This is a genomic window from Tsuneonella flava (genome assembly GCF_002870965.1).
GTDB lineage: Bacteria > Pseudomonadota > Alphaproteobacteria > Sphingomonadales > Sphingomonadaceae > Tsuneonella > Tsuneonella flava.
In genome coordinates this window covers 357,110-383,368 of the sequence record NZ_PHSO01000006.1, presented here as the reverse complement: position 1 = coordinate 383,368, position 26,259 = coordinate 357,110, and the positions used below count along the sequence as shown (strand labels likewise).

At 59.5% G+C, this 26,259-nt stretch carries 19 protein-coding genes; 12 read left to right on the top strand and 7 right to left on the bottom strand.

The window, feature by feature from the left end:
- The first annotated feature begins 39 nt into the window (after positions 1–39).
- Positions 40–2,127, top strand: a complete 2,088-nt coding sequence (locus CV013_RS11615; protein ID WP_223805204.1) for a protein-disulfide reductase DsbD family protein — start codon at positions 40–42, stop codon at positions 2,125–2,127.
- Here CV013_RS11615 and CV013_RS11610 read toward each other — a convergent pair.
- The 3 genes from CV013_RS11610 to uvrB all read right to left on the bottom strand — a co-directional run bounded on the left by CV013_RS11610 (position 2,042) and on the right by uvrB (position 6,598).
- Positions 2,042–2,677 carry a hypothetical protein gene (locus CV013_RS11610; RefSeq protein ID WP_102155805.1) on the bottom strand — a complete coding sequence of 212 codons (636 nt, stop codon included), beginning with the start codon at positions 2,675–2,677 and terminating at the stop codon, positions 2,042–2,044. The two genes, CV013_RS11615 and CV013_RS11610, sit on opposite strands and share 86 nt — an antisense overlap.
- A gap of 70 nt (positions 2,678–2,747) precedes the next feature.
- Complete coding sequence (locus CV013_RS11605; protein ID WP_102155803.1) at positions 2,748–4,250, bottom strand: S10 family peptidase; 1,503 nt, start codon at positions 4,248–4,250, stop codon at positions 2,748–2,750.
- 161 nt (positions 4,251–4,411) lie between these two features.
- A complete protein-coding gene (uvrB, locus tag CV013_RS11600) occupies positions 4,412–6,598 on the bottom strand; it encodes an excinuclease ABC subunit UvrB (protein ID WP_102155801.1) in 2,187 nt (728 codons plus the stop codon).
- A gap of 220 nt (positions 6,599–6,818) precedes the next feature.
- Here uvrB and CV013_RS11595 point away from each other — a divergent pair, with 220 nt between their 5' ends.
- The 8 genes from CV013_RS11595 to CV013_RS11560 all read left to right on the top strand — a co-directional run bounded on the left by CV013_RS11595 (position 6,819) and on the right by CV013_RS11560 (position 13,892).
- Positions 6,819–7,523 carry a hypothetical protein gene (locus tag CV013_RS11595; protein ID WP_102155799.1) on the top strand — a complete coding sequence of 235 codons (705 nt, stop codon included), beginning with the start codon at positions 6,819–6,821 and terminating at the stop codon, positions 7,521–7,523.
- A gap of 105 nt (positions 7,524–7,628) precedes the next feature.
- The gene (locus CV013_RS11590; protein ID WP_102155795.1) at positions 7,629–8,186 is read left to right on the top strand and encodes a DUF3617 domain-containing protein; all 558 of its coding nucleotides are present in this window, start codon (positions 7,629–7,631) and stop codon (positions 8,184–8,186) included.
- Between the two features lie 63 nt (positions 8,187–8,249).
- Complete coding sequence (locus CV013_RS11585; protein ID WP_102155793.1) at positions 8,250–9,023, top strand: esterase/lipase family protein; 774 nt, start codon at positions 8,250–8,252, stop codon at positions 9,021–9,023.
- A 78-nt stretch (positions 9,024–9,101) separates the two neighbouring features.
- Positions 9,102–10,529: a circularly permuted type 2 ATP-grasp protein gene (locus tag CV013_RS11580; protein WP_102155792.1), complete on the top strand. Its 1,428-nt coding sequence runs from the start codon at positions 9,102–9,104 to the stop codon at positions 10,527–10,529.
- Between the two features lie 17 nt (positions 10,530–10,546).
- Positions 10,547–11,491, top strand: a complete 945-nt coding sequence (locus CV013_RS11575; RefSeq protein ID WP_102155971.1) for an alpha-E domain-containing protein — start codon at positions 10,547–10,549, stop codon at positions 11,489–11,491.
- A 12-nt stretch (positions 11,492–11,503) separates the two neighbouring features.
- A complete protein-coding gene (locus CV013_RS11570; RefSeq protein WP_102155791.1) occupies positions 11,504–12,319 on the top strand; it encodes a transglutaminase family protein in 816 nt (271 codons plus the stop codon).
- Between the two features lie 28 nt (positions 12,320–12,347).
- On the top strand, positions 12,348–13,094 hold the full coding sequence (locus tag CV013_RS11565; RefSeq protein ID WP_102155788.1) for a proteasome-type protease: 747 nt from the start codon (positions 12,348–12,350) through the stop codon (positions 13,092–13,094).
- A 171-nt stretch (positions 13,095–13,265) separates the two neighbouring features.
- On the top strand, positions 13,266–13,892 hold the full coding sequence (locus tag CV013_RS11560; protein ID WP_102155786.1) for a response regulator transcription factor: 627 nt from the start codon (positions 13,266–13,268) through the stop codon (positions 13,890–13,892).
- Between the two features lie 16 nt (positions 13,893–13,908).
- On the opposite strand, the gene CV013_RS11555 is transcribed toward CV013_RS11560, so the two are convergent.
- The 3 genes from CV013_RS11555 to CV013_RS11545 all read right to left on the bottom strand — a co-directional run bounded on the left by CV013_RS11555 (position 13,909) and on the right by CV013_RS11545 (position 17,262).
- On the bottom strand, positions 13,909–14,577 hold the full coding sequence (locus CV013_RS11555) for an extensin-like domain-containing protein (RefSeq protein WP_102155785.1): 669 nt from the start codon (positions 14,575–14,577) through the stop codon (positions 13,909–13,911).
- Positions 14,578–14,621: 44 nt separating this feature from the next.
- On the bottom strand, positions 14,622–16,115 hold the full coding sequence (gene putP, locus CV013_RS11550) for a sodium/proline symporter PutP (RefSeq protein WP_102155783.1): 1,494 nt from the start codon (positions 16,113–16,115) through the stop codon (positions 14,622–14,624).
- Between the two features lie 61 nt (positions 16,116–16,176).
- Positions 16,177–17,262, bottom strand: a complete 1,086-nt coding sequence (locus tag CV013_RS11545; RefSeq protein ID WP_102155970.1) for a PLP-dependent cysteine synthase family protein — start codon at positions 17,260–17,262, stop codon at positions 16,177–16,179.
- A gap of 193 nt (positions 17,263–17,455) precedes the next feature.
- On the opposite strand from CV013_RS11545, the gene CV013_RS11540 reads away from it, so the two are divergent.
- Positions 17,456–20,233 (top strand): TonB-dependent receptor, encoded by a 2,778-nt coding sequence (locus tag CV013_RS11540; RefSeq protein WP_102155781.1) that lies wholly within the window; start codon positions 17,456–17,458, stop codon positions 20,231–20,233.
- Positions 20,233–21,258 carry a phytase gene (locus CV013_RS11535; RefSeq protein WP_102155779.1) on the top strand — a complete coding sequence of 342 codons (1,026 nt, stop codon included), beginning with the start codon at positions 20,233–20,235 and terminating at the stop codon, positions 21,256–21,258. Before CV013_RS11540 ends, CV013_RS11535 begins: the two co-directional genes overlap by 1 nt.
- 148 nt (positions 21,259–21,406) lie before the next feature.
- On the opposite strand, the gene typA is transcribed toward CV013_RS11535, so the two are convergent.
- A complete protein-coding gene (gene typA, locus CV013_RS11530) occupies positions 21,407–23,221 on the bottom strand; it encodes a translational GTPase TypA (protein ID WP_102155778.1) in 1,815 nt (604 codons plus the stop codon).
- A 289-nt stretch (positions 23,222–23,510) separates the two neighbouring features.
- On the opposite strand from typA, the gene CV013_RS11525 reads away from it, so the two are divergent.
- Positions 23,511–26,210: a TonB-dependent receptor gene (locus CV013_RS11525; protein ID WP_102155776.1), complete on the top strand. Its 2,700-nt coding sequence runs from the start codon at positions 23,511–23,513 to the stop codon at positions 26,208–26,210.
- The last annotated feature ends 49 nt before the right edge of the window (positions 26,211–26,259 follow it).

Below are 26,259 nucleotides of genomic sequence, written 5' to 3'. Positions count from 1 at the left end.
GCCAGCGGCACGATGCACGCAAGGATATTGCCTCGCCTGATGGCGTTTTTCGCGGTGGTTTGCGCCGGTTTGCTGGCGCTGCAGCCGATAACTGCGCGGGCGCAGGGCGCAGATCGCGTGAATCATATCTCCGCCGATCTGGGTGCAGCCCCGATATCAGCGGGGCAGCCGGTGCGTATGGTGCTCCATTTCGTGCCCGATGCCGGGTGGCACGGATACTGGAGCAATCCGGGCGATGCCGGGTACGGGATGCAGCTGAAATGGACGCTGCCCCCCGGATGGACAGCGGGGCAGGCGGAATACCCCGTACCGCAGCAACTGGTTATCGGCGGGCTGATGAACCATGTGTACGAAGGGCCTTATGCGGTCCTCGTCGATCTGATCCCACCGCCCGGCGCGCCAGCGGTGAGTGCCCCGGTGAAGCTGGAGGCGCAATGGCTCGCCTGTACCGACACGATCTGTGTGCCGGAGCAGCAGTCTTTCACCCTCACTGTGCCGGAACAGAGCGCGGCATCGCGCGACTATGCCAAATGGCGGGCGGCAATTCCCGCGCCGCTCGACCGGGCGGGTACGTTTGCCGTTGCGGGTAAGACACTGCGTGTGGCGCTGCCATTGCCTGCGGCGCTCGATCTGCCCGATCCGCATGTGTTCATCGATCAACGCGATCTGGTCGCCTACGCCGGCCCTCAGACGTTCCGCCGACAGGGCGATATGTTGGTGGCCGAAATCCCGCTGGCGGACACGGTGGTCGCACCCGATACGGTCAGCGGGATTCTGTCGCTGGGCGATGGCAACGGTGTGCGTTTCACTACCGCCAAAGGCGCGGTGCCTACTGGTGGCGAGCTGGTGGGCAAAGGCGGTGGGGCGGCGGACACCGGGCCGCTGTGGCTGCTGCTGCTGGCGGCGCTGGCGGGGGGATTGATCCTCAATGTCATGCCGTGCGTATTCCCGATTCTCAGCCTGAAGGCGCTGAGTCTTGTCCGTGCCGGGGAAAGCGACGCGCAGGCGCGCGCCGATGGCCTGGCCTATACCGCAGGTGTGCTGCTGGCGACGCTGGCGCTGGGCGCGCTGCTGCTGGCCTTGCGAGCCGCGGGCGAGAGTGTGGGCTGGGCATTCCAGTTGCAGGAACCGGGCGTCGTCGTCGCGTTGTTGGTGCTGGCCTGTGCGATCACAGCCAATTTCGCAGGGTTTTTCGAATTGCCTTCGCTCTCTTTCTCGCGCGGGGGAGAGCAGGCGGGGGCCTTCGCCACCGGGTTGCTCGCTGCCTTCGTGGCGACACCGTGCACCGGACCATTTATGGCGGCGGCGATGGGGGCGGCGCTGCTGCTGCCAGCGGCAGAGGCTATGCTGCTGTTTGCCGCGCTGGGGTTGGGGCTGGCGCTGCCGTTCCTGTTGCTCGGCTTTATCCCGCCGCTGCGCCGCCTGTTGCCGAGGCCGGGCAAATGGATGGAGACTTTCCGCCGCGTGATGGCGGTGCCGATGGGCCTGACTGCGCTGGCGCTGGCATGGCTGTGCTGGCGGCTGGGTGGCGCATGGTTCGCTGTTGGGTCAATAGCGCTGGCTGTGGTGGTTATCGCGCTGCTGATCGCCGCGCTGCGCCAGCGGCAATCAGGGCAGCGGTATGCATATTTGCTGCTGCTGGCTGTGATCGTGCCGGTAACGGCGGGCGCGCAGTTGTTGCCTCGCTTGTATGACGACGCACCGGCTCATAGCGAGCAAGGCATTATCCCGGCGCAACCGTTCACACAGGCGGCGCTGCAAACCGCCCGTGCACAAGGCAAGCCGGTGTTCGTGTGGTTCACCGCCGACTGGTGCCTGACCTGCAAAGTCAACGAACGCGTGGCGATAGAGCGGGAAAGCACCCGCGACGCTTTTGTGAAAGCGGGTGTCGTGCCGTTGGTGGGCGACTGGACCCGCCGCGATCCGGCAATCACGCAGTTCCTGACAGCGCACGGTGCTGCCGGGGTGCCGCTCTATCTGTGGTATGCACCGGGCAAGGATGCCGAAGTGCTGCCGCAAGTGCTGACACCCGATATGCTGGCTACGTTGGCGGAGTCGGCTCAGCCTTCGGCACAATTGTCTGCGTCGGCTTCTCCGTCTCCAGCTCCAGCTCCAGCACAGGAATAACCGCCGGGTCCGGCTGGGCCAGACGGCGGCACGTCTCGATCAGTTCGGCGGGCTGCGGGCTGGGGTTGATCGCCAGCGTACCCGCGCCGGGGATCGTCAGTTCGAGCTTGCGCGCTCCTGTGAACGCATCCAGCGCGGGCAGGTCCGCGGGATAGCTTCCTTGCCACAGCCAGCCACGCCCGTTGTCTTTCGCGTCGATCGGCAGGCGCTCGACATGGCCATTGCCGATCAGCGCCATGATCGCTTTCGCATTGCGGTCCGCCGCTGCAAAGCGGGTGATTTCCAGCGTCCGTGCGCTGTCTTCTCCCGTGCAGGCCAGCGCGAGCAGAGGGGCATTGCCCGGAATCCCGTAAACAATGCGGTTGGGGGTGCGGCTCACGGCCCAGATCGCCCCGGCGACATCGGGCGACGAAGTCAGCACATGTGTGGGCCCTTGCCCTGAATCCAGATCGAGCCGTTCGACATAACGATCCGTGGCAGGCGGGCGGCAACCGCCCAGCACAGCAGGCAGAGCGATAATGGCGAAGAGGGCGATAAGTCTGCGATCCATTGCCGCGCGCTATGGCACTGTATTGTAAGCTGGTAAATTGCGGGGACGCGCACGTCCCCAGCGTCTTTGACTACCGTGCGCGGATGAATTGGCGGATGTCGGCGGACAGTTTCGCCCGGTCTTCATCGCGCACATACATCATGTGCCCCGCGTCGTAGTAATGGAATTGGATGCGGTCCTGCGGGAATCCGGGGCGGGTGAGCGAATATTCCGCGCCGAAGAACGGGGTGGCGAAATCATACCACCCTTGCCCCACGAACACGCGCAGATCCGAATTTTCGCGCAATGCCTTGCCGATATAGGGCGCGACATTGAAATAGGTGCTCGTGCGCCCTTCCTTCTGGAAATCCCACGGCTGGACACTGCCGATCGTCACATATTGGCGATCTGTCTTGTAGCCGAGCGTGTCGCGCATGAAGTGGTTCACGGCTGCGGTATATCCGCCATCGATCCCGTAAAAGCTGGGGTCGTTGTCCGGGTATTCGCCCGCGTTATCCAGATCCTTGCCGGTATAGCGGCTATCCAGTCGCCCCACTGTCAGCCCCCGGTCGCGCAGCAGTTCTTTGTAGAACCGTCCCGGGCTGACGCGAAGGTCGGCCTGATCGAGATATGTCTCGCTCAGGCCAGTGAACCGCGCCAGTTGCGCGCGCACGGCGGCGCGTTCCTGTGTGCTGGCATTCTGCCCTTTCAGCAGAAACGCGGCGTATGGGCCGATGGCGAACTGGCGCGCTTCCTCCGCGAATTGCGCGGGCGATGCGGCGGTGGCTTTTCCATGAAACAGCGCAGTTGTCGCCATCGTCGGCAGATTGGTGATGTAACCCAGTTCGTTACCATCGTCGGTATCGCCCGCCGCGAAATCGAGGATCGTCGAAATCAGGATAATGCCGTCCACCGCGACATCGTTGTATCCGCCCTCCAGCTCGTTGATGACAGTGGCCGACCGGGTGGTGCCGTAGCTTTCGCCGCCAATGAACTTGGGGCTGTTCCAGCGGCCGTTTTCCGACAGCCACTGGCGGATCGTTTTGGCGACCGATCTGGCGTCCTGCGTGATGCCCCAGTAATCCTTGGTATCGGCATCGCCGATTACATGGCTGAATCCCGTGCCGACCGGATCGATGAATACGAGATCGGTGACATCGAGCAGCGAATCCGGGTTGTCGAGAATGGGGTAAGGCGGCCCGCCATCGTCCTTCGCATCGGAGGGGATCGCGACCCGCTTCGGCCCGAAGGCGCCCATCTGCAGCCATACCGAGCCTGAACCCGGTCCGCCGTTCCAAAGGAAAGTGACAGGCCGATTGGGGTCGCGCGGCTCGGCAACATAGGATGTGGTGACGATTGTCGCCTTGGGCGTGCCCTTGTCGTCTTTCAGCACTTCTTCTTTCACCGTCGCGGTGTAGCTGACCGATTTACCGCCAAACGTGCCGCGCATCTGCTTGCTGACGCTGTTGGCGGTGTACTCATTCGCCGCGGAGGCTGCGGGCTTGGCCTCGTCGCCATCCCTGGCCGTTGCGAGAGGTGCAGCGAAGACAAGAGCGATAGGCGCTGCAAAGCAGGCGGCGACGAAGCGTTTCATGGCGATGATCCCTGTTTTCCCTGTCCGAACGAGCCGGTTGCGGCGGAAACTACCGGAATGTCAGAGCAGGGCAAGGGTGTTGGATGCGGGAACGGGGGCGATCGGGTGCGGGCGGGGTGCTGCCCTGTGTTTAGGTAACTACCCCTCTGCCCGCCCGAACATCACTTCCCCCATTTCCGCTGGGTCTTGCCGTAACGCATCTTGCGGGTGCCCGGTTTGCCTTCGCTCGAACGGCCGACAACGGGCGCTTTGCGCTCGTTGTCCGACAGGCCGAGCTCGTCGTTCTCCAGCCGCCGGATTTCGTCGCGCAGACGGCCGGCCTCCTCGAATTCGAGGTCGGCGGCGGCGGCCCGCATACGTTTTTCCAGATCTTCGATATAGGCGCGCAGGTTGTGGCCGACGAGATTGTTGCGCTCATCGTCGCCAGTGTCGACGGTGACGCCATCCTTGCTGGCTGTATGTGCTACGATATCAGCGATCTGGCGCTTGATCGTTTGCGGCGTAATGCCGTGCTCTGTATTGTATTCGCGCTGTTTCTCCCGCCGCCGATCGGTCTCGGCCATCGCGCGTTCCATGCTTCCGGTAATCCGGTCGGCGTATAGGATCACGCGTCCATCGACATTGCGCGCAGCACGGCCAATGGTCTGAATCAGGCTGGTTTCGCTCCGCAGGAACCCTTCCTTGTCGGCATCTAGAATGCAAACCAGCCCGCACTCAGGGATATCCAGCCCTTCGCGCAGCAGGTTAATGCCGACCAGCACATCGTAGACCCCCAGACGCAAGTCGCGGATCAGTTCGATACGTTCCAGCGTTTCGACATCGCTGTGCATGTAGCGGACTCTCAGACCGGCCTCGTGCATGAATTCGGTCAGGTCTTCGGCCATCCGCTTGGTCAGCGTGGTTACCAGTGTGCGGTAGCCTGCCTCCGCCGTTTTGCGGCATTCCTCTATGCAATCCTGCACCTGATCTTCCACCGGGCGGATATCGACCGGTGGATCGATCAGGCCGGTAGGGCGGATCACCTGTTCCGCGAACACCCCGCCGGTCTGCTCCATCTCCCACCCGCCGGGCGTAGCAGAAACCGCGACCGTCTGCGGACGCATCGCGTCCCATTCATTGAACCGCAGCGGGCGGTTGTCGATGCAGCTTGGCAAGCGGAAACCGTATTCGGCCAGCGTCAGTTTGCGCCGGTGGTCCCCGCGGGCCATCGCGCCGATCTGCGGCACGGTCTGGTGACTCTCATCCACGAACAGCAGAGCATTGTCCGGCAGATATTCGAACAACGTGGGGGGCGGTTCGCCCGGCAGGCGGCCAGTGAGGAACCGGCTGTAGTTCTCGATTCCGGCGCAAGAGCCGGTGGCGGCGATCATTTCGAGGTCGAAATTGGTCCGCTGTTCCAGCCGTTGGGCTTCCAGCAGTCGGCCTTCGGCAGTCAGTTCTTTCAGCCGTTCCTGTAATTCGAATTTGATCGCTTCGCTGGCCTGCTTCATAGTCGGGCCGGGCGTGACATAGTGGCTGTTGGCATAGACCCGCACACTGGGCAGGCTGGCGCCTTTGGTGCCGGTCAGCGGATCGAATTCAGCGATATCCTCGATCTCGTCCCCGAAGAAGCTGACGCGCCAGGCCATGTCTTCATAGTGGCTGGGGAAAATCTCCAGATTATCGCCCCGCACACGAAACGTGCCGCGCTGAAACGCCGCATCGTTCCGCTTGTATTGCAGCGCCACCAGCTTGCGGATCAATTCGCGCTGATCGACGGTTTCGCCCTGCTTGATATCGAAGATCATTGCCGAATAGGTTTCGACCGAACCGATGCCATAGAGGCACGAAACCGATGCCACGATCACCACGTCGTCGCGTTCCAGCAGTGCGCGGGTGGCGCTGTGGCGCATCCGGTCGATGGCTTCGTTTACGCTGCTTTCTTTCTCGATATAGGTATCCGACCGGGGGACATAGGCCTCCGGCTGATAATAGTCGTAGTAGGATACGAAATATTCGACCGCGTTGTTGGGGAAGAAGCTCTTGAATTCGCCATAAAGCTGCGCGGCGAGGATTTTGTTCGGCGCAAGGATCAGCGCGGGGCGCTGCAATTCCTCGATTACTTTGGCCATCGTGAAGGTCTTGCCCGACCCGGTCACGCCAAGCAGAACCTGTGTCTGCTCCCCATCTTTGGCGGAGCCGACCAGTTCGGCAATCGCAGTCGGCTGATCGCCTGCCGGTTCATAATCGCTGACCAGTTCGAAAGGCTTGCCCGGCATCGATTTTTCGGGCCGCGCGGGCTTATGCGGTTTGAAGCTTTCGGAAGTGTCGGGCTCTTCCAGTCCCCTGCGGATCACGAGTTCGGCCATGGTGCCGGATATGGGCGCTATGGTCGCAGGGGGCAAGCGCGGGTACAGCCGATCTGCCGGACTATCGCAGGGCAAGGTCCGGTTCAGGCAGGGTGTGTTTAGTAGAGGCTTATTCGTTGCGGTTCGATGGCGTGCGGCCCTCCCGGCGTGCCGATCGGTGGATCGACAGTCCGCAGCATTTTTCACATTGGAGCGGAGGGCACAACGGGGAGACCGAACCATGAAACGACCCATCCTGATCGCCTTCGCCGGGCTGGCGGCATTTGCGCTGTCCGGCTGCGCCACGGGATATGGTGGCGGCATCGGTTATGGGTATGGGAGCGGCTATGGTTCCGACTATGGCTATAGCTACCCATCGCGGTATTACAGCGGATATTACGACGGGTACTATGGCCCGATTTACGATGGGTACTGGGGCACTGACGGATATTTCTATTTCCGGTCTCATGCGCGCCATTCGCATTACCGCCGCGCCGACCGCACACATTTCAGTCGCCACCGTCGCAATGGGCACAAATGGCGCGAATGGCGCGGCCAGTTGCGCGCGCGCGATGGATACCGGATGCCGAATTACGCCCGCCCGCATCGGAGCACCGATGGCAAGAGTCATTATCGTCGGCCAAGCCCGCGTTTCGATCCCACGCACCGGCCGCGCAATCAGGGCGACTATAACCGTGGATCGCATCGCCGCGATGGCGACGCCAACCGTGGAAGACATCGGCGCGGTGACGAAGCGCGGCGTGGCCCGCCCCGGCAAACCAATGATGCACGGCGAGGCGCTTCTCGGCGTGACGATGCAAGGCGCGGTCCGCCGCGCCAGCGTAGCGAGGCCAGTCGCCCGCAACGCCAGCGGATCGACCGTAGCGATAACCGACCATCCCATCGCCGCAATGCTCGTCCTCGGCGCGAGCCGAATAAGGATTGATCGCCCAAGGCGCTGAAGGGCGGAGGATAAACTCGGCAGGATTGGGTTGCACCCGACGAACGTATCGCTAGCCTGCGGGGCATTCCCTCGCAGGAGAATCGTTCGATGCGTGCAATCTATCTTGCCATTCCGCTGTCCGCCGCTTTTGCCCTTGCGGCATGCGGCGGAAATTCCGATGAGTCGTCCGCGCCCAAAACCACCGACGAAGTGATCGCCGAGGCGGGCAAACTGGTGAAGCCGCAGCCCGGTAAATACACCACGCAGGCGAAAATGATCGACTTTTCCGTCCCCGGCTTGCCCAAGGAGCAGGCTGATCGGATGAAGGCGATGATGGGCGATGTTGCTGGCAAGAACAGCAGTTATTGTCTGACGAAAGAAGAAGCCGAAAAAGGGTTCGAGGAATCGGTCCGCAAGCTGGGCGAAGGCGAAGGCGGGCAGAAGTGTACTTTCGACAAATTCGAAGCGGACGGCGGTAAGCTGGACGCTGTGCTGTCGTGCACCGGAAAGGGCGGCGCGAAAGGCACGATGAAAATGAAGGGCACCGTCACGCCCACCAGCAATACCATGCATATGGACATGACGCAGGAAGCGGCGGCAATTCCCGGCGGATCGATGCATATGGAAATGGAAATGACGTCGACCCGAACCGGCGATTGTTCATGACAGTTTCATGAAACGAAGCGCCATTTGTTGCGTTATTGTGGCAACGCAATTTAGGAATGGCGCATGGTTCAGCTCGCAGCCCGGTTTGGAAACGTACGGTTCGCCGACAGGCGGCAGGAAATCGTGCGCCGTATCGGCATCGCCGCTGAACCGCGGCCAGAGGATGTCGCAGCCCCGTCTCTGAGGCGGATGCTGGGCGAGCTCGATGTGCTGGCAGAGCCGGTACGGCGCCGCTTTCGCACAACCGATATCGCGCCTGCAACAACGCCGCGCACGGTCATGCTGTTGCCCGGATTCGCGACCCATCCGTTTCGTATGCGCTATCTCGCGCAGCAGATCGAGCGGGCGGGGCACACGGTCAAGCGGTGGGGGCTGGGATACAACCTCGGCCCGAGCGAGGAAAATCTGCAACAGCTTGAAGGTCGGCTAGAGGATCTGGCGGCGCGCAGTGGCGGGCCGGTCTATCTCGTCGGGTGGAGTCTGGGCGGTCTGTTCGCGCGCGAACTGGCCAAGCGACGCCCGCATGAAGTGGCGAAAGTGGTGACGATGGGGTCGCCATTTTCCTACAATCCGCGGGCTAATAATGCCTGGCGAGCCTATCATCTCGTCACCGGACATCGGGTGGAAGAACCGCCGATCGAAGCCGATCTGGCGGCGAAACCGCCGGTCGAAACCGTGGCTTTGTGGAGCCCGCGCGATGGCATCGTGCACCCCCGCGCGGCACGCGGATTGCCGGGCGAACGCGACAGGGCGGTCGCGCTGCGATGCACCCATCTGGGTTTTGCCTATGCCCCAGAAGTAGTTAGCGCGATCTTGCGGGAACTCGACGCGGGTTGAGTGGGTTGTTTATTGTGCAAATGCACAAAATGGTTATCGTCAGTGTAAATTAACCCCGATTCTCCCGAAAGGAGATGAATGACCGGCACTGCCGAGACTTTCGATGAGATGTTCGATCCGACCGGAGAAGTGCGGTCGGGCTACGCCGATTACTGCGTCTGGTATGACGAGCAGGAAGTCGACCTGCTCCGTCGCAAGCATAAAGAGGCAGAGGCTTCGTTCCGGCGCACCGGTATTACTTTCAACGTTTATGGCGAACACGATGCCGAAGAGCGGTTGATCCCGTTCGATATGGTGCCGCGGATTATCACGGCCAGAGAATGGCGGCGGCTGACGCGCGGGATCGAGCAACGGGTGAGCGCTCTTAACGCCTTCATCCACGACCTCTATCACAGGCAGGAAATCATCCGGTCTGGCCGGGTGCCGCAGCGGCTGTTCGCGGGCAATGAAGCGTGGCTGGCCAATATGGTCGGTTTTACGCCGCCGGGTGGGGTTTACACACATATCGTTGGGATCGACCTGGTGCGTACCGGGCCTGACGATTTCTTCGTTCTGGAAGATAACGCGCGCACGCCCAGCGGTGTGTCATACATGCTCGAAAATCGCGAAACGATGATGGCGATGTTCCCGGAACTGTTCACCCGCGTTCCGGTGGCCACGGTTTCTGACTATCCCCGTCGTCTGGCCCGTAGTCTGGCGGCCTGCGCGCCGAAGATGACCACGGGCAAGCCGACACTCGCTGTGCTTACCCCCGGCATTTATAATAGCGCCTATTACGAACACGCCTTTCTGGCAGATCAGATGGGGGCAGAGCTGGTCGAGGGCTGCGACCTGCGGGTCGTGAATGGCCGTGTCGCAATGCGGACGACGATGGGTTACGAACCGATCGACGTTCTCTATCGCCGGGTGGACGACGAATTCCTCGATCCGTTGACTTTCAATCCCGATAGTGTGCTCGGTGTGCCGGGGATTATGGACGTCTATCGTTCGGGCGGGATCACTATCGCCAACGCGCCAGGGACAGGGATTGCCGACGACAAGGCGATCTATTCCTTCATGCCGGAAATCGTCGAATTCTATACCGGCGAAAAGCCTTTGCTGCCCAATGTCGAAACCCATCGCTGCGCCGACCCGGAAAGCCTGAAATACGTGCTCGATAATCTGGAAGAGCTGGTGGTGAAGGAAGTCCACGGTTCGGGCGGCTATGGAATGCTGATCGGGCCGACTGCCAGCAAGAAGGAAATCCGCCACTTTCGCCACAAGCTGGAGGCGAAGCCGGAAAACTACATCGCGCAGCCCACGCTGGCGCTTTCGACTTGCCCGATTTTCACCAACAAAGGGCTGTCTCCGCGCCATCTGGACTTGCGCCCATTCGTGCTGGTTTCGCCCGACAATGTGGAAATCGTGCCTGGCGGGCTGACCCGGGTGGCGCTCAAGAAGGGATCGCTGGTGGTCAATTCGTCGCAAGGCGGAGGCACCAAGGATACCTGGGTGCTGAAGGACTGATCGTGATGGACCGGCATATGCTTGGGCGCACGGCCAACGGGCTGTTCTGGATGTTTCGCTACCTCGAACGGGTCGAAAATACCGCGCGCCTGATCGATGCGGCGCAGCGCATGGCGCTGACCCGCGATATCGTATCGGCGGCGGAGGAATGGCGCTCGGTCATCGAAACGCTGGGGCAGCGTGTCGCTTACGAAAGCAAACACGGCACTTATACCGGGGTGCAGGCCTGGAATTTTCTGCTGCGGGACAGGGATAATCCGGCCAACCTTCATGCACTGATGCGGTCGGTGCGAACCAATGCGCGTGCAGTGCGGACGGCGATCAGCAGCGAGCTGTGGACTGCCATCAATGAAAGCTGGATGGAAATCGACGATGCGCTGTCCCGCCCTATAGCGCAGAGCAATCTGGGCGATGTTATCAAGCTGATAAAGCGTGCCGGAACACTGGCGCACGGTGCCGTCGCCAATTCGATGTTGCGCGACGCCGGGTTCAACTTCGCCCGTGCGGGCACATTCGTGGAACGTGCCGATTCTACCGCCCGTGTGCTGGATATGAAATACTATCTGCTGCTGCCATCGGTCAGCTACGTCGGATCGAGCCTCGATGCAGGGCAGTGGGATCAGTTGCTGCGCTCGGTGTCGGGCGACCGGGCATTCCGCTGGCTCAATGCGGGCAAGGCGGATGCGCGCGGGATCGTGGAGTTCCTCATCCTCGACGAACGCTTTCCCCGCAGTCTTGCGTACAGTTATTCTCTGCTGCGGCAGAATCTCACGACCCTCTCGCGCCTGCACGGCACCGAAGGACGGGCGAGCGAGTTGATCCGCGATTCAGCGACCGCGCTGGCGGATCTGACGATCGATGCGGTGTTCGATGAAGGGCTGCACCAGTTTCTCACCGGCTTCCAGCGCCGCAATGCCGAAATCGGCAATGCGATTGCGGAAGACTATCGCTTTCTCGCTTAGGACGAATTCGCCATGCGCCTCGCGATCCGCCATTCGACAACCTATCATTTCGATGAACCGGTGGTGCATGCGCTCCAGCGGTTGCGGCTGACCCCGAAGGAGACGCAGGGGCAGGAAATACTCGACTGGCAGATGGAATACGATCACGCCGCGCTCGAACTGGAATACGAAGATCAGCACCACAATCATGTGACGCTGGTATCGGTTGAGCCGGGCACCACCGAAGTCACGATTACCTGCCGGGGCACTGTCGATACGCATGATAATGCTGGCGTAATCGGGCGCCATGCGGGGCATTTGCCGCTGTGGAGTTTCCTGACGCAAACCAGACTGACTCGCCCCGGCCCCCGGCTGCGGGCACTGTTTCGTGGTGTCGAGGAAGATCCGAACGACCGGCTGACCTACCTACATGCTTTGTCGAGGGCGATACACGATCTCGTCAGGTACGAGACGGGCAAAACGGGTGTGCAGACAACCGCCGAAGAGGCGGTCGAGGCGGGGCATGGTGTGTGTCAGGATCACGCCCATATTTTCATCAGCGCGGCACGTGCGGCGGGTATTCCCGCGCGATATGTCAGCGGATACCTGATGATGAATGATCGGATCGATCAGGAAGCGACCCACGCCTGGGCGGAAGCGCACATCGAAGGGCTGGGCTGGGTCGGGTTCGATATATCCAACGGTATCAGCCCCGATCCGCGTTATGTCCGGGTCGCGACCGGGTGCGATTATATCGATGCCGCGCCGATCACCGGGATCAGTTTCGGCTCCACGGCTGAGTATTTGCACGTTGACGTTGCCGTGGAACAGCAGCAGGTGGAGCAGTAAGGGATCGCCCGCTCCGCTGGAGATGTGAATGACGTATTGCGTGGGAATGGTGCTCGATAAAGGTCTGGTGTTGATGAGTGACACCCGCACCAATTCGGGTGTCGACAATATCTCGGTGTTCCGCAAAATGGCGCACTGGCAAGTGCCGGGCGAACGCATAATCGCTGTGATGACCGCCGGAAATCTGGCCACCACGCAATCGGTTATCAGTCAACTGGAGGAACGGACCAAGGCGCCGAACGAACGGCGCAATTCGGTGTACGATGCGCCGACGATGTTTCAGGTCGCTACCGAAGTCGGGCAACTGTTACGCGAAACGATTCAGGAGCGGCAGGATGTCAACGGCCAGCAGGGGCAGGGGCGCTTTACCGCGACGATGATCGTCGCGGGCCAGATCAAGGGGATGGAGCCGCGCCTGTTCCTGATCTACCCCGAAGGCAACTTCATCGAAGCGAGCTGGGACACTCCGTTTTTCCAGATCGGTGAAACCAAATACGGGCGTCCGATCCTGATCCGAGCCTACGATCGCACGATGAGTTTCGAAGACGCTGTGAAGCTGCTGATGGTTAGTTTCGATTCGACTCTGAAAGCCAATCTCTCGGTCGGCCTGCCACTCGACATGATGGTGATCGAACGCGATCAGTTCGAACCTTCGCAATCGCGCCGCATCACTCATGAAGATGAGTATTTCCAGACAATCTCCGCCGGATGGGGCGATGCCTTACGTAATGCGTTCGATGCTTTGCCAAAGTACCGCTTTCCCGAAGACGATTAGATAAGGAACCGTTCGGGATAAACGTGTCGGTTTCTGAATTAATAACCAAGGGGTTTCATATCCACCTTGGATGATGTCTTGCGCTAATACGCGCATTGGTTCTCTCTATTAACCTCCATTTTGGAGGTACTTTCGTTACTGACTAACCATTTTCGGCGGCATACCGCAAATATGAATGAACGACATCTGATCCATTTTATCGACCGGGCAGGCAATCGCGATAGTCAGCTGGTTCGGGTGGCTGTGGCAGCGGGTTGCTGGCCGCTGGTATACCGTTCTGTCGAAGAATTGTGCTCTGCCCGCCCGTCTGATGGAATAGTCATTGCATCGGATGACCCGCCGCGATGTGGGGTGATTCATGTGTTCGAAATGATGACGGCGGCCCGGATATGGTTGCCACTGATTGCTGTCAGTGAAAAGCCGATTCCTGCCCGTGTGGTCAGCGCGATCAAGGCCGGGGTTTTTGATTATTTAAAGCTGCCATTACAGGAAGAATGGCTGCGTGGTGCCATTCGCCGCATTCGAACCGAGGCAGAGGCGCATGTCCGCTCGTTGCGACGAATGATCGAGGCGCGGTCCCGCATCGGGAAACTGTCGCTACGCGAAAGGCAGGTGCTCGACCGGCTGGCTTGTGGCGGCAGTAACAAGGTGATCGCGCGTGATTTGAACATCAGCCCGCGAACGGTAGAAATCTATCGCGCAAACATGATGGCCAAACTGCATGCAGCCCACAGTGCCGAGGCGGTGCGAATGCGGGTAGAGGCACAGTTGGATGATCGCCCGCCCGAACTAGCCTGATGCCATTGATGTGATTTCAGCGGCAAAACCCGCCGCCGCCCAGCTCCACATGGAAATGGTTGGCGTGGGCGGCGTTATAATCCGGGCCAAGGACTGTGCCGAAACGCTTGCAAGCACTTTTGAAGGCCACTCGCAGAAATGCCCGCTCGCGGGGGGTGCCGTTCCATCCATCGAGCAATGTGATCCGCTGTCCATCGGCCAAAACGAATGCCGCGATGTCGATGGCCTGTGCCTGAGCGTGCGCGGATCGTTTCCTGCTCCCGGCGATGTTGCGGCAGGAATAGCTGCCATACGTTTCGATCCGGGCCAGCGGGCTGCCGAATTCCTGCCGCGCGGCACGATCCACGCCGTAACGGGCCCAGCGGGCGAACGCTTCCGCGAGCGGGCAGGATACTTTGCGAAGATTGGACACGCTGAAGCGCGATTCGTCACCCTGCAGCGAGGTGAGATTGATCGTTCCGAGCGTCGAGCACCCGCCGCCATAATATGCGTCAGGCACTGGATCGAATTGCGACCCTTGTGCGCCAAGCCGAGCAAGGCACTGGCGGGTGTCTGCGTTTGGAGACACCACAGTGCCGGAACGAACCGGCGGCGGCTTCTGGCTCTGACTGCGCCCGTCGGGCACCAACCGGCCGCAGCCGGTAAGGCCGATTACAATGACTGCAACGAGAGCCGGCAAGCGCATGGTATGATCGCTGGCAGGTTCATCTTGAACCGGGACTGAAGCGGTTACTGTATGGCTGCATTCGTGTGCGGACTTTCATTTGCGGGCTTGCGGGTCGCGTTACTCACCAGCCAGATAGCCAGCCACGACAACACAAAGCCCGGAATGATTTCATAGACGCCGTCGCCGCCCATAAACTGCGCGTCCCAACCCAGAGCAATCCAGAGAACCACCACCAGGGCACCGGTTGTCAGTCCCGCGACCGCCCCTTTCCCCGTCATGCCCTTCCAGGTGAGTGACAGGATGATAAGGGGGCCAAAGGCTGCACCGAATCCTGCCCAGGCGTGGGCGACGAGCCCCAGAACTTCGCTGTCGGGATTGCCGGCTATCATGATCGCTGCAACTGCGACCAGCGCCACGCACACTCGGCCGACATTGACCGATTCATGCTCGCTGGCGTTCTTTCGCAGGAACAGGCGATAAAAATCCTCTACCAGCGAGCTGGACGATACCAGCAACTGCGAACTGATCGTGCTCATGATCGCAGCAAGCAGTGCAGCGTAGAGGAACCCTGTTACCAGCGGATGGAACAGCAGGTTGGCCAGAACCACGAAAATCGTTTCGGGGTCGTCCAGAACCAATCCGTTGCGCGCAATATAGGCGCGCCCTGCGATGCCGACGCCCAGAGCACCGATCAGGCAGACGAACATCCAGCTCATGCCATACGTGCGCGCTGTGGCAACCTCGCGAACCGAACGCACCGCCATGAACCGCACGATGATATGGGGCTGGCCGAAGTAACCCAGCCCCCACGTTACCGCGGAAAGCCAGCCAATCATCGTCAAGCCGTGCGTCAGGCTGAGGAACCCTTCCTGCGGGATGGCGGCAATACTCGCGCCATTGGCACCTCCCGGCCCGAATATGACGACCAGCGGCATAACGACCAGCGCCAGCAGCATGATGATCCCCTGAACGAAGTCTGTCAGGCTGACAGCGAGGAAACCACCGATCATGGTATAGACCAGCACGACACCGGCAGTGATCCACAGGCCTGCGGTGTAGTCGCTGACTCCGCCAATATGGATCGCGCCGCCGAATGCGGTTTCGAACAGTTTGCCACCGCCCACCAGCCCGGCGGCGGTATATACGGTGAAGAACAATACAACGATGATCGCGCTCGTTACGCGCAGCGCAATCGCTTTGTCGGGAAACCGATTGGCGAGGAATTCGGGAATAGTCAGCGCGTTGCCCAGTTCCTCCGTCTGTTGTCTGAGGCGGGGGGCGACAACAATCCAGTTAATGAACGCGCCGACGAACAGCCCGATACCGATCCACGCCGAAACAAGGCCCGATGCATACAGCGCACCTGGCAGGCCGAGCAGAAGCCAGCCCGACATATCGCTGGCCCCGGCAGAGAGTGCTGCGACCGCAGGGTGAAGGTTGCGCCCGGCGAGCAGATATCCTTCCGAACTGTCGGTCGACTTGCGCCAAGCATACAATCCGATGCCCAGCATCAGAAGGAAATAAAGGGTGAGCGAGATGATTATTCCTGTCTGCATGGCGCAGGCAGGTAACAAACGAAACCGCCGCTGGCCACCCAGGGCCGAAATGAATAAAGCCTTACCAGCCTAACGTGGCGGTTAATTCCTGCGTCGGACCGTTCAAATCCAGCTTTCGATCTCGCACCCAATTGTCGTCGAAATAAGTATCGGCATAGCGTTCGCCGTCGTCGCATAAGATTGTGACAATACTACCGGTTTCACCTGCCTGTACCATCTGGCTTGCAAGGGTTGCGACTGCCCACAGATTGGTGCCGGTCGATCCACCGACCTTGCGGCCCAATTGTGCTGACAGCAATCGTGCGGCAGCCACACTTTGTGCATCTTCAACCGGCATCATGGCATCGACCACTGCTGGCAGGAAGCTTGGCTCCACCCGCGGACGACCGATTCCCTCTATGCAGGAACAGCACGAATCGAGCGTAGTCACCGACCGGTCTGCCCAATGCCGATGGAACACCGAACCGGCAGGGTCTGCCACCATCAGCCGGGTCGCATGGCGGCGATAACGGATAAAGCGCCCTATCGTAGCAGACGTGCCGCCAGTCCCGGCGCCGCATACGATCCACGACGGGATCGGATGGGGTTCGAGGGCCATTTGTTCGAAGATCGTTTCGCCGATATTATTGTTGCCGCGCCAGTCGGTGGCCCGTTCGGCATATGTGAACTGATCGAGATAGACCCCGTCGCTTTCATCGGCGAGCTGTTGTGCCACAGCATAAACAGTACCGGGATCGTCCACGAAGTGCGCTTTCCCTCCGTAAAATTCGATGGCGGCGATTTTGGCATGGGCGGTGCTGCGCGGGACCACCGCAATAAACGGCAGGCCCAGCATGCGCGCAAAATACGCTTCCGACACTGCTGTCGAACCACTCGATGCTTCGACGATAGGTGTGGCTGGCCCGATCCGCCCGTCGCACAAGGCATATAAGAACAGCGATCTGGCAAGCCGGTGTTTGAGGCTGCCTGTCGGGTGGCTTGCTTCATCTTTCAGATAGAGATGGATACCGGGCAGAGCGGGCAACGACACCGGAACCAGATGCGTGTCGGCAGAGCGATTATAGTCCGCTTCGATAATGCGGATCGCTTCGTTGGTCCACGCGCGGTTTGCTATGTTGGTGGTTCTCTGGTCTGCGACATCGGTCATGCGAAGTGCAGTGATCCTTCGCTTGGGTACGGTCAAGCGAGCAAATTTGGGTTTCAGGGATTTCATCGCCATTTCAGTTGTCTGCAGTTTCGTTTTCACAGACGTTTCATATTGTCATTTTTCCGTCCTCAAACTGTCGTGAACCGGTAATCGGTCATCCATAGGGGCCTCCCCCGAACAGGGAGGTTCTTGTATGTTCGTGAAATTTCGTCAGCCCTTGGGGCTGAGCGTCAGCGCGCTTGCGCTGTGTGTTGCCACTCCTGCGCTCGCTGGTGAGCTGCAAGGGTTTGTTGTCGACTCGAGCGAAACCGTTGCACTGCAAGCGGCGCAGGTCAGCATCGTCGAACTGAACCGCACCACTACGGCGCAATCCGACGGCAGCTATATCTTCGGCGATGTGCCTGCCGGCACTTATACCGTTACCGCCAGCTATGTTGGCGCTGCGCCGGTTTCGCAAACCGTGACTGTTCCCGCTGAAGGTCGCGTGGAAGCCAATTTCACGATTGGCGGGGAAAGCGACAAGATCATTGTGATTGGCCAATATGCCAATCAGGCCAGCGCCCTGTCGCGCCAGCGTGCCGCTGACGGTGTTGTCAGTGTTTTGACCCGTGACGCCATTGGCCAATTCCCTGATCAGAACGCTGCAGAATCGCTGCGCCGTCTGCCGGGGATCAACATCCTCGACGATCAGGGCGAAGGGCGCTTTGTTTCGGTGCGTGGGCTTGATCCCAATCTCAACGCAACCTCGCTCAACGGGGTGCGTCTGCCTTCGCCGGAAAGCGATGTGCGGCAGGTCGCGCTCGATGTAATTTCAAGCGACATTATCGAATCGATCACGGTCAAGAAATCGCTGACTCCGGATATGGATGCCGATACCATCGGCGCATCGATCGAAATCAACACCACCAGCGCTTTCGACCGCAAGAAGAACTACTACGCCGTTCGGGCCGAAGGCAGCTACAACGATTATTCGGGCGAACTGACGCCTAAAGGCAGCGTCGATTTCTCGACCCGTCTGGGCGACAATTTCGGTGTTGCGGGCGGTATCAGCTATTACAAGCGCGAATTCGAAACCGATAATGTCGAATCCGATCCGTGGGAAACCGCGCCCGATGGCACTGCTTATTCGCCGGTGCTTGAACTGCGCGATTACGATGTGGAGCGCACCCGCATTAGCGGCAGCCTGTCGTTCGACTGGCGCGCTTCGGACACCACCACCGCTTATGTGCGCGGTAGCTGGTCGCAGTTCGACGATCACGAATACCGCCGCCGCACGACCTTCGATTTTGGCGAATTCGAAGACGATGGCCCGTCCGCGGTCAGTGGCGATACCGTCACCTTCGATGGTGCAGACAACGACATTACCGTCGAACGCGACATGAAAGATCGCTTCGAGCGCCAGCGTATCCAGTCGGTTGTGGTTGGTAGCGATACCGACACCGGCGAATGGAAGCTCAATTGGTCGGCCAGCTATGCCCGTTCGACCGAACGTGAAGACTGGTCGCTCGATCCAGTGCGCTTCGCTGCTGACTTCGACGATGGCGTGGCGATTGCTGTCGATAATTCCGGGCGTTACTATCCGATTTACTCGGTCACCAGCGGCGCGGAAGACGTCAACGATCCCACCAGATACACGCTCAACCGGGTGGAACTGACCACCTTGTCGGACAGCGTGGACGAAGAATGGGCATTCAAGGGCGATGTGGCGCGCACCTTTGCCGGAGCTGCCGGTGACTTCACCGTGCAGGCCGGTGGTAAGGCGCGCCTGCGCGACAAGAGCTACAACTTTGAAATGCTGCGCTACAAAAAGTCGAAGGACTACACGCTGGCCGATGCATTGGGCGACCAGACCTATCGCCTGATCGATATGGGGCCGGTTGCATCGAAAGAAGGCACCGCAGACTGGTTTCGCGCTAACGAAGGCGATCTGAAGATCGACGCTTACAAATCGGCGCTGGATTCGGCGGTGGACGATTACAGTGTCAAAGAAGACATCTATGCCGGATACGCCTTGGGCCGGTGGGATAGCGATACGCTGCGACTGATCGGTGGTGTCCGTATGGAGCACACCAAGAATACGTTGAACGGGCAGACCGTAATCGACGATGAAGATAACTACGATCTGCCACCGGTAACGCCTGTGACGTTCAAGCGCAGCTATACCGACTGGCTGCCGAGCCTGACGATGCGCTTCAACACCGACCCCAACCTGATCGCCCGCGCGGCGGTGTACAAGAGCCTGGTGCGGCCCAAGCTGTCGGCGCTCGCCCCCCGCTTCAATGTCAACGAAGACAACGAAGCCGAAGTCGGTAATCCCGATCTCCTGCCATATCGCGCATGGAACGGCGATTTCGGCCTCGACTATTATTTCGGGGAGAATGCAGGGCTGTCGTTCTCCGCATTCTACAAATCGATCAGCAATTATATCGTTGAGACGCGGTACGACGATTACGCGGTCAATGGTGTGACCTACAAAGAGGTTTCCACCTACCGTAACGGCGGCAATGCTGAAGTGGCCGGATTTGAAGCCAGCTACAGCCAAGCCTACACCATGCTGCCCGCGCCGCTGGATGGGCTGCTGACTCAGCTCAACTACACTTACACTTATTCGCGCGGGAAACTCGACGATGGGCGGGCGATTCAGTTGCCGTCCAACTCGCGCCATACGTTCAACGCGGTGCTTGGGTTCGACAAGGGGCCGATCGATCTGCGCGTTGCCGGCACCTATCGCAGCAAGTATCTCGACGAAGTGGGAAGCGAGGCATCGAAAGATCGCTGGGTGGACAACCATTTCCAGGTCGATATTTCACTGAAGTACAAGGTGACCGACAATATCCGCCTGTTTGCTGATTGGGTGAACGTGAACAACGCCAAGTACTTCGCTTACCAGAACCTCGAAAGTCGTCAGCGCCTGCTGCAGTACGAGGAATATGGCCCGACAGTGAAGTTCGGTGCACGGGTGACGTTCTGATGCACTCACTGTTTCGTTACACAGCGCTTGCGTCGGTCGCTATGGCCGCCGCTTGCGCCACAGTGCCAGTCACTGGCGATCCGGCGGTGACGGTTGTCGCTGCAGGTGAAACCGCCCCTGTTGAAACAGCAGCCGGAACCGATGCTGCGGATGATCCCGCGATCTGGCGCAATCCGGAAAATCCGGCTGATAGCCTGATTGTCGGCACTGACAAGAAAGCCGGTTTGCACCTTTACGACATGAACGGGAAGGGCGTCGATTTCGATCCGGGCGGCAAGCTCAACAACGTCGATCTCGTTTCGTCCGATCTTCATGGTGTGATCGTTGCCGCCAGCGATCGCAACGATCCGCTCAATGCGCGGATGCGGGTCTATCGGCTCAACACCGCTGCGCGTAAGCTGGAGTTGCTGGGCGAAGCCGATGCAGGGAAGGGAGAAGCCTATGGCTTCTGCATGGCCATGCGCGGCGATGATATTCTTGCCTATTCGGCTTTGAAGGACGGGACCGTTCGCGAATTTCGGCTGGATGTGTCGCAAGGGACAGCCGTGAGCATTCCCTTGCGGACGATGAAGCTGGCGACACAGATCGAAGGGTGCGTGGTCGATCCGCGCGATGGCACGCTCTATGTCGGGGAAGAGGACGTCGGCATCTGGCGCTTTGCAGCCGGATCGACCGAAGGCACGATGTTCGCGCCGGTCGATAACAAGATGCTGGTGGCCGATGTTGAAGGCCTCGCGATCATGCCCGAAGGCGAAAGCGGCGGTTATCTTGTTGCATCGAGCCAGGGGGACAGCGCCTATGCTGTGTACCAGTTGGACGATGGTAAGCCCGTTGGGCGGTTCCGCATCGCTGCAGGCAAGTTTGGCGCGGTCGAGGAAACCGATGGCATCGATCTGGTCAGCGGCAGCTTCGGGCCGGGTTATCCGCAGGGTCTGTTCGTGGCGCAGGATGGCCAGAACGCGCCTGCTGCACAGAATTTCAAGCTGGTATCGTGGGCCGATATTCTGGAGGCTTTGGGGCGGTAATATTTAAACTACTTCGTCGGTTTTTCGATGAAGTGGCAGTTGAAGCAGAAACGGGGAGGGACGTTATGCCCCTCCCCGTTTTTGTGTCTGTTCTCAGGGCGTGGCGCTCTACGCCTTCACACCCTTTAAAGGTTAGGCTCAGGACAAATCAGTCGCCCTTGCGCTTGGCCTTTTTGCGCTCGTGCGGATCGAGAATGGCCTTACGCAGCCGGATCGACTTGGGCGTCACTTCAACCATTTCGTCGTCATCGATGTAGGCGATCGACTGTTCGAGAGTCATCACAGTCGGCGGAGTAAGGCGGATCGCATCGTCCTTACCAGTCGAACGGAAGTTGGTCAGCTGCTTTGATTTCAGCGGATTGACTTCCAGATCTTCGGGCTTGGCGTTTTCCCCGATAATCATCCCTTCATAAACCTTGGCCTGCGGGCCGAGGAACAGGATGCCGCGTTCTTCCAGTGCATTGAGTGCGTAGCCCACTGCATCGCCGGTGGCGTTGGAGATGAGTACGCCGTTGGGCCTTCCTTCGATCGGGCCTTTATGCGGGCCGTACTTCTCGAACAGGCGGTTCATGATTCCGGTGCCGCGCGTGTCGGACAGGAATTCGCCATGATAGCCGATCAGGCCGCGGCTGGGGGCCGAGAACGTGATGCGGGTCTTGCCACCGCCGCTAGGGCGCATTTCGGTCAGCTCAGCCTTACGACGCTGCATCTTCTCGACAACGGTGCCGGAGTGTTCGTCGTCCACGTCGATCACGACTTGCTCGTATGGCTCCATACGCTGGCCGTTTTCTTCCCGAAACAGCACACGCGGACGGCTGATGCCCAGCTCAAAGCCTTCGCGGCGCATCGTTTCGATCAGCACGCCGAGCTGAAGTTCGCCGCGCCCGGCCACTTCGTAACTATCCTTGTCGTGGCTTTCCGTCACACGAATCGCGACGTTGGTTTCCGCTTCGCGCATCAGGCGGTCGCGGATCATACGGCTCGTCACCTTGTCGCCTTCGCGCCCGGCCAGCGGGCTGTCGTTGACGGCAAAACGCATCGACAGTGTCGGCGGATCGATCGGCTGTGCGGCAATCGGATCGCTCACTTCCGGATCGGCGATGGTATTGGAAACGGTGGCCTTTTCCAGGCCGGCCAGTGCGATAATGTCGCCTGCCTTGGCATCTTCCACTGGCACGCGTTCCAGCCCGCGGAAGCTCATCAGCTTGGTAGCACGCCCGACTTCGATCACATTGCCATCGGCGTCGAGTGCACGGATCGGATCGTTGATCTTCAGTTTGCCCGACTGAACCCGCCCGGTCAGCACACGCCCCATGAAGCTGTCGCGGTCGAGCAGAGTGGCAAGGAAGCTGAAAGGCGCGTCTTCGTCCAGATTGGGTGACGGGACATGATCGACGATCCGCTGGAACAGCGGCGTCAGATCGCCGCTGCGCGCTTCCTGATCTTCGCTGGCATAGCCTTCACGGCCCGATGCGTAGAGCACGGGGAAGTCGAGCTGTTCATCGTTGGCATCGAGATTGACGAACAGGTCGAATACTTCGTCCAGCACTTCCTGCGGGCGGCCATCGGGGCGGTCGATCTTGTTGACCACCACGATAGGGCGCAAGCCCAGGCCCAGTGCCTTGCCGGTCACAAACTTGGTTTGCGGCATTGCACCTTCGGCACTGTCCACCAGCAGGATAACGCCATCGACCATGCTGAGGATGCGTTCGACTTCGGCGCCGAAATCGGCGTGTCCCGGGGTGTCGATAATGTTGATGCGTGTGCCGTTCCATTCGATGGAGGTCGGCTTGGCAAGGATGGTAATCCCACGTTCTTTTTCCAGATCGCCCGAGTCCATCGCGCGTTCGTCGACGCGCTGATTGTCGCGGAAGGTGCCGGATTGGCGGAATAGCTGGTCGACAAGCGTGGTCTTGCCGTGATCGACGTGAGCAATAATGGCCACGTTGCGGAGCGAGGTCATGAGTGAATTCCGAATTGTCAGATAACGCGGCAAGGCTTGCGGCACGTTTGTGCCGCGCCCCCTAGCGGACGATGGAGCCAGCGGCAAGTGATTGCTGCGTTGCAACATTGTTGCTTGGCTGTGTCGCACCGGCAACATAGCTATTCGAATTCGATAACGGTTGAAACCACCTCTTGTGTAACTGAAGGCAAATGATAAATTTGAGTGGTTAAACAAGTGTGGGAACCTGTGTCGCTGATTGGCGCGCATGTATCCCTGCCAAAACTGGAACAGAGGATACCTGCATTTCATGAACAGTTTCCGTTTGCGCCTTTCGGATCGTACCCGTTTTGCTCTGCTCGCCGGCGTTGCCGTTGCGGCTTTCCCGACTGTTGCTGTCGCGCAAGATGCTGCTGAAGACGTCGATGCCCCCACACAGGAAAGGGAGCAGGCGGACAGTTCGAACGCTGCGATGGGTAATACCATTATCGTAACCGCGACCAAGCGCGCGCAGACTCTGCAGGATGTGCCGGTGGCCGTGTCGGTAACAACCGCCGAAACGATTGAGCGCGCGCAGATCCGCGATGTTTCGGATCTCTCCAGCGTGGTTCCTTCGCTAAAAGTGACGCAGAGCCAAAATGCCTTTGCCACGACCTATTCGGTGCGTGGTTTCGGCACCAGTGGCAATAATATCGGCCTGGAGCCGTCGGTGGCGGTGTTTGTCGACGGCGTTTATCGCAGTCGTTCGATGTCGCAGATCAGTGACCTGCCCGATATCGAACGCGTCGAAGTGCTACGCGGCCCGCAGTCCACACTGTTCGGCAAGAACGCCAGCGCAGGTGTGATCTCGATCATTACCAAGAGCCCGTCCTTCACACCGCACGGCAGCGTCGAAGCAAGCTACGGCAATTTCAACGACATCGTTGCAAAGGGTTACCTGACCGGGCCGATAAGCGACACGATAGCTGCGTCGATTTCCGGCGGTTATCACAGTCGCGATGGGTATGTGACTAACCTTTATAACGGCGACGATATCGGCAATCGCAACCGTTGGTTCGCACGTGGTCAGGTGCTGTTCGAACCGTCCAGCGATTTCAAATTCCGGGTAATTGGCGACTACGACGAAATCGACGAAAAATGTTGCGCGGTGTTTAATTTGCGCCCTTCGGCAGCGACTGCAGCAGTCAATGCAGTGGGCGGGCAGGTCAACGATTATCGCGGCGTGCCCGGTGCAGATGAAGTGTACACCGATGTCGTGCCCAGCAACAAAGTACGCAACTGGGGCATTTCAGGCCAAGCCGATTACACGATGGGCGCTCTGACGCTGACCAGCATTACCGCTTATCGTGAGACTAAACTCGAAGCCGATCAGGATGTCGATTTCACGAGCGCTCCGCTGGCGTCTGGCGCCAATGTCGGTCAGGCAAACCTCAACACGTTCACGCAGGAATTGCGTATCGCGAGCGACTTTGACGGTCCGCTCAACTTCCTTCTTGGCGGCTACTACTTCAATGAAGTGGCTGAGACACACGACCAGATCGTGTATGGCGATGCGTTCCGTGACTATGCCAACCTGCTGATCCAGTCATCCAGCGGCGGAGCTTATTCGATTCCGACGCTTGAAGCGACCTTCAGTGCGCTGACTGGCAATGATTATACCGGCCAGTTCTTTGCTTCCGGGCAAGGTCTGTTCAACAATATGCGGCAGAAGGATGAAGCGTGGTCGGTCTTCGGCAACGTCGACTTCGAAATGACCGATGGCCTCACGCTGACGCTGGGTGCGAACTATACCCGTGACAGCAAGAAAGTGACTTCGAACACAACCAGCACCGACGTTTTCTCTGGCCTCGACCTGACCAGCATCGGCCAGACGGCGATCTATCAGCAGGCTCTGGCGACGCAGATCGGTACTCTGTTGGGGCTGGGTCAGCCGGCAAATGCTACGCAGATTGCGGCGTTTGCAGGGGGCAATCCTGCCGGATACCAGCAGGTTCAGGCCGGGGTTCAGGCTTACGCGGCTGCTAATGCCAGCAATCCCGCGGTCAATCCGCTGCTCAGCCTTACCTCACTGCAGTTCCTGCCGCCATTCCAGAACTTTCCCAATGCAGTGGAAGACGGCCGGTTCAGCGATGGCGACTGGAGCTGGACTGCGCGTCTGGCGTATGAATTCAGTCCGACACTGAATGCCTATGCATCGTGGTCGACTGGCTACAAGGCAGCCAGCTATAACCTGTCGCGCGATAGTCGCCCGTCACCGTCCGCGTATGCCGCGCTGGTTCAGCAAGGGTTGGCGGTCACCAATTTGCGTGCTGGTTCGCGCTACGCTCAGCCGGAAGATTCGGAAGTCTATGAAGTTGGGCTGAAGGGTAACTGGGGGCTGGCCGCGGCCAACCTGACTGTCTTCAAACAGTCGATCAGCAACTTCCAGACCAACACCTTCACCGGCACCGGCTATGTCTTTGCCAATGCAGGCAAACAGTCGACCTGGGGTGTCGAATTCGATGGGTATGTCCGTCCGACCGATCAGCTCACACTGACGCTGGCGATGACTTATCTCGATCCGAAATACGACGATTTCACGAACTCGCCCTTCGGCGATCTTTCCGGCGAGACGGTTACCGGTATTCCAAAGCTCTCGGCTGTCTGGGGTGCGACGTGGGATCAGCCGGTGGGTGACGATCATCTGATCCTGCATGCCGATTTCGCCTATTCGGCACCGTATCAGATTGAGCCGGGTCTGCTGGCGTTCGCAGTCCGCAATCCCGATGGAACGTTGGATTATGAGCCCGCACGTGCAGCGGCGCGCCCATATCGCAACGAGACAAATAATCTTAACGCATCGATCACATATGCAATGGCCAATGGTTTCGAACTGTCGGTGTGGGGGCGTAATTTGCTCAATGACCGCAACATCACCGGCGTGTTTGACTCGGTGGCTCAGGCAGGTTCGATTTCAGGCTATACCGATCAGCCGCGCACTTATGGTGTTTCGGCCCGGTTTAAATTCTGATCTTACTGTAAATTCGCAATTGGAAGGGGCCTCGCTTGCGGGGCCCCTT

What these genes read in the sequence shown, in the direction of transcription:
- CV013_RS11545 (WP_102155970.1), bottom strand. Translation starts at nt 17,262, where the DNA reads ATGACCGATGTCGCAGACCAGAGAACCACCAACATAGCAAACCGCGCG.
- CV013_RS11590 (WP_102155795.1), top strand. Translation starts at nt 7,629, where the DNA reads ATGCGTGCAATCTATCTTGCCATTCCGCTGTCCGCCGCTTTTGCCCTT.
- CV013_RS11610 (WP_102155805.1), bottom strand. Translation starts at nt 2,677, where the DNA reads ATGGATCGCAGACTTATCGCCCTCTTCGCCATTATCGCTCTGCCTGCT.
- CV013_RS11595 (WP_102155799.1), top strand. Translation starts at nt 6,819, where the DNA reads ATGAAACGACCCATCCTGATCGCCTTCGCCGGGCTGGCGGCATTTGCG.
- CV013_RS11570 (WP_102155791.1), top strand. Translation starts at nt 11,504, where the DNA reads ATGCGCCTCGCGATCCGCCATTCGACAACCTATCATTTCGATGAACCG.
- CV013_RS11615 (WP_223805204.1), top strand. Translation starts at nt 40, where the DNA reads ATGGCGTTTTTCGCGGTGGTTTGCGCCGGTTTGCTGGCGCTGCAGCCG.
- CV013_RS11575 (WP_102155971.1), top strand. Translation starts at nt 10,547, where the DNA reads ATGCTTGGGCGCACGGCCAACGGGCTGTTCTGGATGTTTCGCTACCTC.
- CV013_RS11535 (WP_102155779.1), top strand. Translation starts at nt 20,233, where the DNA reads ATGCACTCACTGTTTCGTTACACAGCGCTTGCGTCGGTCGCTATGGCC.
- CV013_RS11585 (WP_102155793.1), top strand. Translation starts at nt 8,250, where the DNA reads ATGGTTCAGCTCGCAGCCCGGTTTGGAAACGTACGGTTCGCCGACAGG.
- CV013_RS11580 (WP_102155792.1), top strand. Translation starts at nt 9,102, where the DNA reads ATGACCGGCACTGCCGAGACTTTCGATGAGATGTTCGATCCGACCGGA.
- typA (WP_102155778.1), bottom strand. Translation starts at nt 23,221, where the DNA reads ATGACCTCGCTCCGCAACGTGGCCATTATTGCTCACGTCGATCACGGC.
- CV013_RS11605 (WP_102155803.1), bottom strand. Translation starts at nt 4,250, where the DNA reads ATGAAACGCTTCGTCGCCGCCTGCTTTGCAGCGCCTATCGCTCTTGTC.
- CV013_RS11540 (WP_102155781.1), top strand. Translation starts at nt 17,456, where the DNA reads ATGTTCGTGAAATTTCGTCAGCCCTTGGGGCTGAGCGTCAGCGCGCTT.
- CV013_RS11555 (WP_102155785.1), bottom strand. Translation starts at nt 14,577, where the DNA reads ATGCGCTTGCCGGCTCTCGTTGCAGTCATTGTAATCGGCCTTACCGGC.
- uvrB (WP_102155801.1), bottom strand. Translation starts at nt 6,598, where the DNA reads ATGGCCGAACTCGTGATCCGCAGGGGACTGGAAGAGCCCGACACTTCC.
- CV013_RS11565 (WP_102155788.1), top strand. Translation starts at nt 12,348, where the DNA reads ATGACGTATTGCGTGGGAATGGTGCTCGATAAAGGTCTGGTGTTGATG.
- CV013_RS11525 (WP_102155776.1), top strand. Translation starts at nt 23,511, where the DNA reads ATGAACAGTTTCCGTTTGCGCCTTTCGGATCGTACCCGTTTTGCTCTG.
- putP (WP_102155783.1), bottom strand. Translation starts at nt 16,115, where the DNA reads ATGCAGACAGGAATAATCATCTCGCTCACCCTTTATTTCCTTCTGATG.
- CV013_RS11560 (WP_102155786.1), top strand. Translation starts at nt 13,266, where the DNA reads ATGAATGAACGACATCTGATCCATTTTATCGACCGGGCAGGCAATCGC.